At 64.3% G+C, this 11,186-nt stretch carries 10 protein-coding genes and 1 pseudogene; 2 read left to right on the plus strand and 9 right to left on the minus strand.

The window, feature by feature from the left end:
- On the plus strand, nucleotides 1–151 hold a 151-nt coding region (locus DYS74_RS19085), incomplete at its 5' end, for an integrase core domain-containing protein (RefSeq protein ID WP_147435480.1).
- Between the two features lie 70 nt (nucleotides 152–221).
- Here the strand turns inward: DYS74_RS19085 and DYS74_RS18105 are convergent.
- Genes DYS74_RS18105 through DYS74_RS18145 form a run of 9 tightly spaced genes read right to left on the minus strand, consistent with a single transcriptional unit; the run spans nucleotide 222 to nucleotide 10,101 of the window.
- Nucleotides 222–1,313: a pyridoxal phosphate-dependent aminotransferase gene (locus DYS74_RS18105; protein ID WP_121535027.1), complete on the minus strand. Its 1,092-nt coding sequence runs from the start codon at nucleotides 1,311–1,313 to the stop codon at nucleotides 222–224.
- 3 nt (nucleotides 1,314–1,316) lie between these two features.
- The gene (gene metC, locus DYS74_RS18110) at nucleotides 1,317–2,474 is read right to left on the minus strand and encodes a cystathionine beta-lyase (protein WP_183077590.1); all 1,158 of its coding nucleotides are present in this window, start codon (nucleotides 2,472–2,474) and stop codon (nucleotides 1,317–1,319) included.
- Entirely contained in the window at nucleotides 2,471–3,505 is a 1,035-nt protein-coding gene (locus DYS74_RS18115; RefSeq protein ID WP_121535029.1) for a LacI family DNA-binding transcriptional regulator, read from the minus strand. The genes metC and DYS74_RS18115 overlap by 4 nt, the downstream gene beginning before the upstream one ends.
- Nucleotides 3,502–4,956 (minus strand): FAD-binding oxidoreductase, encoded by a 1,455-nt coding sequence (locus DYS74_RS18120; protein WP_121535030.1) that lies wholly within the window; start codon nucleotides 4,954–4,956, stop codon nucleotides 3,502–3,504. The genes DYS74_RS18115 and DYS74_RS18120 overlap by 4 nt, the downstream gene beginning before the upstream one ends.
- A gap of 45 nt (nucleotides 4,957–5,001) precedes the next feature.
- Nucleotides 5,002–6,369, minus strand: a complete 1,368-nt coding sequence (locus DYS74_RS18125) for an LLM class flavin-dependent oxidoreductase (protein ID WP_121535031.1) — start codon at nucleotides 6,367–6,369, stop codon at nucleotides 5,002–5,004.
- A gap of 34 nt (nucleotides 6,370–6,403) precedes the next feature.
- Nucleotides 6,404–7,408, minus strand: a complete 1,005-nt coding sequence (locus tag DYS74_RS18130; protein WP_121535032.1) for an adenosine deaminase — start codon at nucleotides 7,406–7,408, stop codon at nucleotides 6,404–6,406.
- Nucleotides 7,409–7,427: 19 nt separating this feature from the next.
- Nucleotides 7,428–8,219, minus strand: coding sequence for an ABC transporter permease (locus DYS74_RS18135; protein ID WP_121535033.1), 792 nt, complete (start codon nucleotides 8,217–8,219; stop codon nucleotides 7,428–7,430).
- Entirely contained in the window at nucleotides 8,216–9,025 is an 810-nt protein-coding gene (locus DYS74_RS18140) for an ABC transporter ATP-binding protein (protein WP_245965336.1), read from the minus strand. The genes DYS74_RS18135 and DYS74_RS18140 overlap by 4 nt, the downstream gene beginning before the upstream one ends.
- Nucleotides 9,013–10,101, minus strand: coding sequence for an ABC transporter substrate-binding protein (locus tag DYS74_RS18145; RefSeq protein WP_121535035.1), 1,089 nt, complete (start codon nucleotides 10,099–10,101; stop codon nucleotides 9,013–9,015). The genes DYS74_RS18140 and DYS74_RS18145 overlap by 13 nt, the downstream gene beginning before the upstream one ends.
- A 286-nt stretch (nucleotides 10,102–10,387) precedes the next feature.
- On the opposite strand from DYS74_RS18145, the pseudogene DYS74_RS18150 reads away from it, so the two are divergent.
- A pseudogene (locus tag DYS74_RS18150) lies at nucleotides 10,388–11,084 on the plus strand (IS5 family transposase); the annotation flags it as partial.
- Nucleotides 11,085–11,186: the final 102 nt, after the last annotated feature.

The following is an 11,186-nucleotide window of genomic DNA, read 5'->3' on the forward strand; positions in this document are numbered from 1 at the left end:
CAAGGAGCAATGCGTTCATCGCCATCGCTTCGAGAGCATCCAGCACGCGACCCGCGTCATCGGTGACTGGATCAGCTTCTACAACAACCGCCGTCCTCATCAGGCCCTTGCCATGCGCACACCTGCCGAGGCATTCAGATTAGCGGCTTAAACTGAGCAGATTCCGCTGGGTCAATACATTCGCCGCTTCGCAGCGCGTCGGGCATCTTGGGCATTCAGGATCATCGCGGCGCATCGGCGTTTTCGAGAAGTGCCGAGACAACAGCGTTGGTGTCTTCCGCGTCTCCGATGGTGATGCGCAGGGCACGGGTCTCGCCGAGAACGAAATCCGTGATGTAGATGCCTGCGTCGCGCAGTCGATCGACGAGATTCGGAGATCCAGGGGGGGGCAGCAAGGCCAGGAAATTTGCGGCCCCCGGCAACGGGGTGAAGCCGGCGGGGCGTAACTGCGCGGCCATCCTGTCGCGCTCCTTCAGGATGAGCGCGACGAGCGCCGCGGAGGCACCGGGCTCTGCAAGCGCCGCGACGCCGCCGGCAAGGGCCATGCGTGAGAGGCTGAAGTTGGGGCGCACCTTGCGGATCGCCAGCGCCAGCTCCGGGGTGCCCGCAAAGCCGTAGCCGACGCGCACGCCCGCCATGCCGTATGCCTTGGAAAAGGTCCGCGTCGAGATCCACGGACCCTTACGGGTACTGAGGATCGGCAGCGCGTCCGGCGCTCCGGCGGCGCGGCCAAACTCGTAGTAGGCCTCGTCGAAATGCAGCATGACGTGCTCGGGCAATTCCTGCACCAGGCGCAGGATGTCCTCGGCCGTCATGATCCCGCCGGTGGGATTGTGTGGTGACGAGAAGAAGGCCAGCCGGGTGCGCGGTGTGACCGCTGCCAGCATGGCGGGCACGTCGATGCGGCCATCGCCATGCAGAGGAACACCGACGAACTCGGCGCCGCGCAGTCTGGCGAGCTTGGCATAGGTCGGGAAGGCGGGAAGCGGCGCCAGCATCTGATCGCCGGGATCGAGGCTGATCTCGGCGCTGGCAGCCAGCAGTTCGTTCGATCCTGCGCCGACGAAGATCCGTTCGGGGGGGATCCCGGAACCGGCGGCAAGCGCTTCGATCAGCGCTCGCGCCTCACCATCCGGATAGCGGTTGCCCAGGGCGGCCGCGCGGGTCATGGCCGCGATTACGGCGGGGGACGGCGGGAAGGGGCTTTCGTTGAGGTTGAGCCGCCGCACCTTGCTCCCGTCTGCCAGGATTTCCGGCGGCTCGTAAAGCGGGTGGAACGACAGTGCGCTGACGCGATCGACAGGGACGGACATGGATCAGTCTTTCTTGAGAACTTGGAAGGCGCGATCCAGATCGGCGATCAGGTCGTCCGGATCTTCGAGGCCGACGTGCAGTCGCAGCAGCGTGCCTTCGGGGGAGGAAAGGAGCTTGCGCGCCGGATCGGGCGCGACCGGCAGGATGAGGCTTTCGAAGCCGCCCCAGCTGTAGCCCAGCTTGAACAGCTCAAGCGCGGCGAGGAAGGTGTTCAGCGTCTCGTCGGGCATCGGGTCCATGAGCAAGCCGAACAGGCCGCTGGCCCCGGAGAAGTCTCGCCGCCAGAACGCATGGCCGGGGCAGTCGGGCTGGGTCGGGTGCAACAGCCGACGGACGCTCGGGCGGCCCGAGAGCGCGGCAAGGACACGGCGCGTCGAGGCGTCGTGCTGGCGCATCCTCAAAGGCAGGGTGCGCAGACCGCGAGCCAGCAGCCAGGCATCGTCGGCTCCGGGTGTGTCGCCCATCAACCGCAGCATGTCCTGCACAGGCTTTGCCCAATCGGCGCGCGTGGCGATGGTGCCCAGGATCAGGTCGGAATGCCCCGCGAGGTACTTGGTTGCCGCAGAGATCGAGAAGTCGATGCCAAAGTCCAGGGGCCGGAAGAACACCGGCGTCGCCCAGGAATTGTCGATCGCGACGAGTGCCCCGGCGGCGTGGGCATTGGCCACGATCATCGGAATGTCCTGCACCTCGAAGGTGTTGGAGCCGGGGCTTTCGGTCAGAACCAGGCGCGTCTCGGGGCGCAGGACGGCGCGGAACTCCGCGGCCGAGGCGAGGGGGGGGTAGTAGCTGCAGGTGATCCCGAGACGCGCCAGCAGGTTTTCGGCGACCTCGCGTGTCGGGCCGAAGACGCTGTCGGGCAGCACCAGGTGATCTCCCTGCCGCAGCACGGTCAGGAAGGTGGCGGTCAACGCGCTCATGCCCGAGCTGGTGAGCGTCACAACGGCCTCGGGGCCCTCCAGCGCCGCGACGGCCTCGGCCGCCTGGTCGGGGCCGCGGGAGCCCAGAAAATCACTGAGCTTGCCTGTCGAGTGAGCCCGGGTGATGGCGTCCAGATCCGGAAAAATGCGGGTAGCGGCGCGATCTACCGGCGGGCTGACGGTTCCACCATAGGCGAAGGGATGGCGGCCGGCGGTAACGGCGAGTGTGTCGATCTTCACGAAGACAGTCCTTTCGTCGGAGCGGCGGTGCTGCCCCGAATGATCATGCGATGTGGCAGAAGGGTGCGCTCGGGAACGTCGCGGCCGGCCAGCATGTCGAGCGCGAGGCGACAGGCCGCCTGACCGAGTTCGAGATAGGGCAGGCGCTGGGTCGTCAGCTGCGGATTGCACAGCTCGGCGATGGCCACGTCGTTGCAACCGGTGACGCTGAGCTTTTCGGGTACCGGCAGGCCAAGCAACTGCGCCTCGACCAGGGTCGAGACGGCATGCTGATCGCCGGTGCAAATGATGGCGGTGGGGCGATCATCGGGTGCGATGAGCGCGCGCGCTGCACGGCGCATCTGCGCAACTTCGTAGTCGCACTCGATCACCCAATCCGGGCGCGGCGGCAAGCCGGCGGCAGCTAACCGGGCTTGTATCACTTCCAGGCGCTCGGCGATGACCGGCGTGGTGTGGCCCGGTCCGGAAAAGATCGCGATGCGGTGATGGCCCAGCGACAGGATGTGGTCGGTCATCTCCGTAATGGCAGCGACGTTGTCGTACCCGACCGTCGGAACGCTTTTCCCCGGTGAGAAGTGGTGGGCGCTGACAAGCGGCACGTTCATCTTGCGGACAAAATCGAAAAGCTCGGGAAGATGGGTCGGCATGATGGTCACGATGGCATCGACGCCATGCGCGACGAGGTTGCGTACCATTTCCAGCTCGCGGACGTGGTCGCGTTCGGCTGAATCGATGACCATGTTGTAGCCGTGTTCATCGAGCACCATGCGCACGCCGTCGATGGTCGGCGCGAAGAGCGGGTTGCTGGTGGTGGGCACGATCAGGCCGAGCATCTGGCTGCGCTTGAGCGAGAGGCCGCGGGCGGTATGGTTCGGGACGTAATCGATTTGCCGGCAGACCTCTTCTATCCGTTTACGCACGTTTTCCGAGACCCGGTCGGGCTGCGACAGGGCGCGCGAGGCGGTCGCCAGCGATACGCCGGCCAGCTGGGCGACCTCGCGCAACCCGTTCTTGGGGCGACGACCGGTCATGCCGCGTTCTCCGGCACCGGAAGAATCTTGCCCGGGTTCAAGAGTCCCTCAGGATCGAGCGCCGCCTTCACCCGCGCCATGAGGTCACGCTTCGTGTGCGGAACGAAGGTCTCGAACGCAGCGCGCTTGGCTTCGCCGATGCCGTGTTCGGCGCTGATCGCGCCGCCGAGAGGGATCAGGTCGGACAGAATTGCCGCGCCGATCCGGGCCTTCACCTCGGGGCCGCAGTCACCGCGGCGCGGAATGATGTGCAGGTTGCCATCGGCGATATGGGCAAAGACCAACGCGGTGAGACCGGGCTCGACCTCCGAAAGGCGCTGGTCGAGCTTCGGCAGCCAGTCTGCGATCCGCGACGGCGGCAGCGACACGTCGAAGGAGCTGTGCCCCGGATAGGCCGCTTCGAAGACCGACATGTCTTCCCGCAGGTGCCAGAGTGCAGTGCGTCGGGTCTCGGACGTGGCGACCACCGCGTCGAGGATGAGCTCGAGGTCCCACAATGCGGCAAGAATGCCGTCGAGGCGGGACTGGGCCGCCGCATCGTCCGGGCCCGCGATCTCGATCAGCAGGCTGGCCGGCGCGGCCGCAAAGCTGTCGGGCAGAAGGGTGCCCTGCGCGTGCCTGTTCATTTCCAGAAAGCTCCCCCACATGATCTCGCAGGCCAGCAGATCACCGCCGATCTCGGTAAGCAACTTGCGCGCGGTCGAAAGTCCGGCCTCGGTGTCCGGAAGCGCCAGCAGCGCGGTCGCGCGCGCCTTCGGAAGAGGCGTGAGCTGCACGACGACGCGGGTGATGACCCCGAGTGTGCCCTCGCTGCCGATGAAGAGTTGCTTCAGGTCGTAGCCTGAGGTGGATTTCACCACGCGGCTCAGGTCGGAGTAGAGCGTGCCATCGGCGAGCACCGCCTCGAGCCCTAATACGCGGTGGCGCATGACGCCGTGGCGGAAGGCCTGGATGCCGCCGGCATTGGTCGCGGCCATGCCGCCGATCGTGGCGGTGCCGCGTGCGCCGAGGTCGATGCCCGGTTCGAACCCGTGCTCGGCCGCCGCACTCTGCAGTGCTTGCAAGGTGACCCCCGCCTCGACCAGCGCTGTTCTCGAGAGCGGATCGACGTCGAGGATACGGTTCATCCGCGCGGTGGACAGGGCGAGGCTGCCCGGACGGCTGATCGTGCCACCGACCAGCCCGGTACGCCCGCCATGAGGCACAATCGGCACGCCCCGCTCGGCGCAGAGGCGCATCAGGGCCTGCAGCGCTTCGGTGTTGCCCGGCATCGCCAGTAGCCCTGCACCGAAGTTGAGAGGGTGTGAACCGGGATCGCGCCCCGCCAGGTCGGTCTCGTCCAGCAGGCGGATGTCAGCCCCCAGCGCCGAGATGCCCGCTGCAAGCGCCACGGTGGCATCGATAAAGGAGGAGGCGGGCGTGTCCGGGGAGGGCAGGGGCGTTCTGGACATTTTGGTTCCGCTGATGGTGGATCGCTCTGTAAGCACGTTTCCGACTCAGAGTCTGGGGTCGAGGTTGCGAATTCCGGCGGCCGTGTATCGATTGACGGGCCGGGCGAGAGAAAGGTTCTCGCGTAGCGTGTTCGAGGCGTAGTCGGCGCGGAACAGGCCGCGCTTCTGCAGTTCGGGGATCACCCCGTCAACGAAGGCCTCGAGGCCGAGCGGCAGGATCGGTGGCTGGATGAGGAAACCGTCGACCGCTCCCTCGCGGAACCAGTGCTCCATGTGGTCCGCCAATTCTGCGGCGGTGCCACAAATGCTGTTCTGCCCTCGCGCGTTTATGTAGTCGGTGTAGATCTGGCGCAGCGTCCGTCCCGCGAGGGTCTGGGCGCGGAAGGTCTCGAGCCCGCTCTTTGAAGCATTGGTATCCGCAGCCAGAAGGTGCAAGGGGCAAGGCTGGTCGGGATCGCAGCCGCTCAGGTCCACCTCGGGGAGGATGGGGGCGAGTGCCTCCAGCCCGAGCGCCACGGGGATCATCGCGGCGAGGCCATCGCGCAGCGCGTGGGCCTCGGCGGAGGTGGAGCCGAGCACGGGATTGAGGCCGGGCAGAATGCGGATTGCTTCGGGATCGCGGCCCTCACGAGCCAGACGCTCGCGCATCTCGAGGCGAAAGGCCCGCGCCTCGTCGATGTCCGTCTGTGCGGTGAAGACGATTTCGGCGTGGCGGGCGGCGAAACCGCGCCCGGCTTCCGACGACCCGGCTTGAACCAGCACCGGGTGGCCCTGCGGTCCGCGCGCGACGTTCAGCGGTCCGCGCACGCGGAAATGTTCTCCTTCGTGGTCGAGCCGGTGCAGCTTCTCGGGGTCGAAATAGCGCCCGCTGTCCCGGGCGCGCAGGAATGCGTCGTCTTCCCAGCTGTCCCAAAGGCCCTTGGCGACCTGCACGAACTCCTCTGCCCGACGGTAGCGGTCGGCATGGTCGAAATGGCGATCGAGCGAGAAGTTCTGTGCCTCCGCTTGATTCGAAGAGGTGACAATGTTCCAGCCGATCCTGCCCTTGCTGAGATGATCGAGCGATGCGTAGCGGCGGGCGATGTCCCAGGGCTGGTTGAACGAAGTGGTGGCGGTGCCAACGAGTCCGATGTGCCGTGTGACGACAGCCATCGCGGCCAGCAGTGTGGTCGGTTCGAAATAGGCCATGTACTGCGGCCAGTGGCTGAGCGCGTCGAGGTTGCCATGTCGGCATGCCAGCGCATCGGCAAGGAAGATGAAATCGAACTTTCCGCGCTCTGCCTGCCTCGCCAGATCGAGGTAGTGGTCGATGTTGGTTCCGGCGTCGATCTGCGCGCCCGGATGGCGCCATGCGGCGAGGTGATGGCCGGTGGGATGGAAGAAGGCGCCAAGCGCCATGTGCCGTTGCGTCATGTTCGGTGTCCTTCTGAGGCCGGGGGCAACCGGGTCATGTCCAGTGTGCGTCCAGCCTGTCGAGGTAGGCGGTGCACTGGCCCTCATCGAGGAAGGCGCCTTTGAAGCCGTTCTCGATCAGGGTTCGTGTCTGCACCTCGGTCAAGTTCAGTGCGCGCGCGGTACCAAGGAAATTCTCGTTGAGATAGGCCTCGAAATAGGAGGGATCGTCGGTATTGACCGTCGCCAGGCAGCCGGCGTCGAGCAGTTCGATCAGGGGCACGCTGGCGAGTGCCGGAACGGCCTGAAGGCGGACGTTGGAATAAGGGCAGACCGTCAGCGGCATGCGCTCGCGTGCGAGGCGAGCGACCAGTGCGGGATTGTCGATGCTGCGGATACCGTGGTCGATCCGGTCGACCTTGAGCAGGTCCAACGCCTCGGTGACGTAGCCGTGGGGGCCCTCTTCGCCGGCATGACAGGTGCATTTCCAGCCCAGTTCGCGAGCCCGGGCATAAGCGTTGACGAAGCGGGAGGGAGGGTTGCCCAGCTCGGCCCCGCCCATACCGAGCGCGACGATGTCTTGTTTCCAGGGCAGGGCGGCGTCGATTACCTTCAGTGCGTCCTCTTCGCTGCGGTGGCGCTGCAAGCCGAGGATCGGACGGGCTCTGATGCCGAGCTCGCGCTCGGCCTTCGTCGCGGCACCGAGGATACCATCCATCATCTCGGTCCAGGTGACGCCGCGCTCGAGATGGCCCTGCGGCGAGAAGTGGATCTCGGTGTAGACGACGTTGTCCGCGGCGGATCGTTTCAGGAAGGCGTAGGTGACGTCGAAGAAGTCGCGTTCGGTGCGCAGCACCTGCAGCCCGGCGTAGAAGATCTCCAGAAACTGCGGCAGGTTCCGGAAACCGAAGGCCGCGTGCAGTTCGGCGACGCTGGCCCATGGCAGCGTGACGCCGTTGCGCGCTGCGAGATCGAACATCATCGCGGCCTCGATCGTGCCCTCGAGGTGGACGTGCAGATCGGCTTTCGGGGCAGATGTGATCTTCTTGTGCAGTGTCATGGCGAGGTCCCTTGCGCGGTCAGTTCCTGGAGAGGGCAGGCGCGCTGTCGACCCAGAAGACGACGCGCTCATGAACCGCGCTGACGATCCAGTGCAGCACGATGCCGATCCCGGAGAGGACGAAGAGCACCGCGAAACTGCCCGCGATGTTGAAGTTGAAGTTGTTCTGCAAGATCAGGTACCCGAGGCCCGCCTTCGCCCCCACGAACTCGCCGACGATGGCTCCGATCACCGACAGCACGATGGCGATATCGAGCCCGGTGAATATGTGCGGAAGCGCGTGTTTCAGCTGGGCCATCCGGAAAATCTGCCAGCGGGTGGCAGTGAAGGCCCGCAGCATCTCAATCTCTTCGCGAGGGGCCGAGCGCAGTCCCATCACCGTGTTGGCCAGCAGCGGGAAGAATACGATGAGCGCGGCGATGATCACCTTGGAGCCGGTGCCGTAGCCCGCCCAGATCACGATGATCGGGGCGATGGCGACCTTGGGCATGGTCTCGAAGGCGATGACATAGGGAAAAAGCAGCCGGGCAAGGACGCGGGACAGGCCTATGGCGGTGCCCAGGAGAATGCCGGCGGCGGAGCCGAGCACGAAGCCACCCAGGATTTCGGACAGGGTAACCCAGATGTGACGATAGAACAGGGCGCTCCCCAGGAGCTTCACAAGTTGCTCGAAGATGCTGATCGGGCTGGGAAGCACGATCGCGGGTACGTCGAAGATGCGCACCGAGGCTTCCCAGACGCCCAGGACAACGGCCAGGAGAGCGATTTGCTGAGCGGCGGCCGCGAGGTGTTTCGTGCTTGGGCGGGTCATGCGTCGAGCGAGCCTTCCGAGTTGAAATGGCGGCGGATGCGCATGACGTACTCTCCAAACTGCGGGTTGGAGTGCATTGCCAGATCGCGCGGGCGGGGCAGGTCGATGGCGATGTCGTCGACGATCCGGCCAGGGCGCGGCGTCATGACGATCACCCGGTCGGCGAGGTAGACGGCTTCCGGGATAGAATGAGTGATCAGCATCACGGTCTTGCCGCTGAGCGACCATATGCGTTGCAGCTCGGCATTCATCGTCTCGCGGGTCATGGCATCAAGTGCGCCGAAGGGTTCGTCCATCAGCAGGAAGTCGGGATCGTGGATCAGCGCCCGGCAGATGCCGACCCGTTGCTGCATCCCGCCCGAGAGCTCCTTCGGATAGCTCCTTGCGAAGGCGCCGAGACCGACCATTTCGATCAGCTCGTCTGCGCGTTTCGCAGCGGCCACGAGGTCGAGGCGCTGGATCTTCGCAGGCACGAGGATGTTTTCCTTCACCGTCAGCCACGGCAGCAGGAGCGGCGCCTGGAAGACAAGACCGATGTGGCGGCTAGGGCCGGTCAGCAATTCTCCTGCCAGCTCAATCTCGCCGGTACTGCGTGGCAGAATCCCGGCGAGGATCTTGAGCAATGTACTTTTGCCGCAGCCGGAGGGGCCGACCACCGAGATGAACTCGGACCGCCGGACCATCAGGTCCAGCTCGGTGAGGGCGAGCGTCTTGCCCCCACCGCGCGCCTCGTAAGTCTTGCTCAGACCCGAGATGCTCAGCATCTCGGGCGATAGAGCCTGTTGGGCTTGAATCAAAGCTTGCATTCCTTCGCCTGCGCAATCACCGCAGCCTTGTCGAAGTCGTTGATCTGAGAGATGAAATCCGGGATCTGTACCAAGAAGTCGGGTTCCGGAATCTTGTCGGCGATCAGGCCGTTGGCCTGCAAGTAATCCTGCATTTTTTCCCAGTTCTCGGATGTCACACCGCCAGCGTGCTCTTCGTCGTACAGGCCGATTGCGGAGGTGTAGGTTTCGGTTTGCGCGGCGAGCAGGTTCAAGTCCCAAGCCTTCGATGTGGCCTCGTCGGGGCCCTGCGATTTGGCATCGGGATGATCGCGCCAGAAAAGCTCTACCGCGCAATCGGGGTTCGTGCGCGCGAAAAGGGACGCTTTCATCATGCCACGGGCAAGCTTGACCGCGACTTCGGGCCTCTCGGCTGCAAACGCATTGGTGGTCGCCAGCGAGTAGTCAGGGTAGGCCTGCCATTCCTTGGGAGCGAAGCTGTCGAAAGTCAGCCCGGCATTGGCGAATCCCGCGACGGCGGAGCCCCAGTAGAGTAGGGCGTCGACCTCGCCGCGGCGGAAAGCTTCGACCGGGGCGGCACCGAAGCCGACGGGAACGACTTCAACGCTCTCGGGATCGACACCTTGACCGGTGAGGTAGGATTTCAGCAGCGGCATGCCGCCGGAGGACAGGCTCACCATCCCAAGTCGCTTGCCGGCAAGCGACTTGGCATCGGTGATGTCGCTGCCCTTGGGGACGACGAAGCGCCAGTCGGTGTTGCCATGGGCAGCCAGTACCCGGAGCGGCAATTGGTTCTGGGAGATGCCCTGCAGGAAAGCCGAGACATTGCCTTCGACGAAATCGGCGCCGCCGCCGACGAGCAGCTGCACGGCCTGCAGCGTGCCTCCGGACGTGAGAACTTCAACATCGATGCCTTCGTCGGACCAGTAGCCAAGACTCTGCGGCAAGGTGACGATGGGGTATGCAACGTTGAGCGTGCTTGTGCCCACAACCAGGCGGACGGGATCATCGGCACTGGCAGTCACCGTGGAGGATAGAAGAGCGGTGAGAGAGAGAGCGACGGCTAGGGCGCCCGCATTGCGTGCTACGTATTTCATCTGAAGGTCCCTGTTGGAGGTCTGTGCTGGGTCGAAGTGTTTATGACTTCCTTGTGAAACCGGTTACATTCTTTGCAAGCATGATGAAACCGGTTTCATAATGCGGTGCTGCACGATTTTTCGGTTGCCTTCTATTTGATCGAAATTGCGGCTTGCTTGCATATGTCTTGAGCGGTGGCATTGCCTGTTGTGAAGGTGTCTTCCTGTATGGCGGCCTGACCTAGGCTCCAGACCCGTTGATTTCAGGCGTTTGGCATGATTCAGGCTCCGCAAGGAGACCTGATCGATGAGCAATCTTTACTGGCTGAGCGACGCCCAGATGGCGCGCTTGAAGCCATTCTTTCCCAAGAGCCATGGCAAGCCCCGCGTCGATGACCGCCGCGTCCTCAGCGGCATTATTTTCATTAATCGCAATGGGTTGCGGTGGTGCGACGCATCGAAGGAATACGGCCCGGCGAAGACCCTTTACAATCGTTGGAAGCGCTGGAGCGACAACGGGGTTTTCGCCCGGATCATGGTCAGCCTTGCCGCCGAGAGCGCCGAGCACAAGACAATCATGATCGATGCGACCTACCTCAAGGCGCACCGCACGGCGTCGAGCCTGTGCGTGAAAAAGGGGGGCGCGAACGTCAGATCGGCCGGACGAAGGGCGGCATGAATACCAAGCTGCACGCCGTCGCCGATGCGAACGGGCGCCCGATCGGGTTCTTCATGTCGGCTGGGCAGGTCAGCGATTATAGCGGCGCGGCGGCGCTGCTGGCCAGCCTGCCGACGGCGGGATGGCTTTTGGAAGATCGGGGCTATGATGCCGATTGGTTCAGAGAAGCGTTGAAAGACAAGGGGATAAGGTCGTTCTGGGCTGATTTGATTCACTGGATCAAATCCTGTTGCCCCTCACCCCCGGCCGGAAGTTCCGCAAGAAGGTCGTCAAATACGACAAGCGCCGCTACAAGCGGCGCAACCGCATCGAGATCATGTTCGGGCTGACTTGCCACGGGATTTTTCCTCCACCGTCGATTAGAGTCCGGCCCAACTTGAGGACGGACAATGAAGCGAACGAGCTTCACGGACGAGCAGATCATCGG

Source organism: Paenirhodobacter hankyongi, assembly GCF_003664585.1.
Classification (GTDB): Bacteria; Pseudomonadota; Alphaproteobacteria; order Rhodobacterales; family Rhodobacteraceae; genus Rhodobacter; species Rhodobacter hankyongi.

What these genes read in the sequence shown, in the direction of transcription:
- DYS74_RS18105 (WP_121535027.1), bottom strand. Translation starts at nt 1,313, where the DNA reads ATGTCCGTCCCTGTCGATCGCGTCAGCGCACTGTCGTTCCACCCGCTT.
- DYS74_RS18115 (WP_121535029.1), bottom strand. Translation starts at nt 3,505, where the DNA reads ATGACCGGTCGTCGCCCCAAGAACGGGTTGCGCGAGGTCGCCCAGCTG.
- DYS74_RS18120 (WP_121535030.1), bottom strand. Translation starts at nt 4,956, where the DNA reads ATGTCCAGAACGCCCCTGCCCTCCCCGGACACGCCCGCCTCCTCCTTT.
- DYS74_RS18125 (WP_121535031.1), bottom strand. Translation starts at nt 6,369, where the DNA reads ATGACGCAACGGCACATGGCGCTTGGCGCCTTCTTCCATCCCACCGGC.
- DYS74_RS18130 (WP_121535032.1), bottom strand. Translation starts at nt 7,408, where the DNA reads ATGACACTGCACAAGAAGATCACATCTGCCCCGAAAGCCGATCTGCAC.
- DYS74_RS18135 (WP_121535033.1), bottom strand. Translation starts at nt 8,219, where the DNA reads ATGACCCGCCCAAGCACGAAACACCTCGCGGCCGCCGCTCAGCAAATC.
- DYS74_RS18140 (WP_245965336.1), bottom strand. Translation starts at nt 9,025, where the DNA reads ATGCAAGCTTTGATTCAAGCCCAACAGGCTCTATCGCCCGAGATGCTG.
- DYS74_RS18145 (WP_121535035.1), bottom strand. Translation starts at nt 10,101, where the DNA reads ATGAAATACGTAGCACGCAATGCGGGCGCCCTAGCCGTCGCTCTCTCT.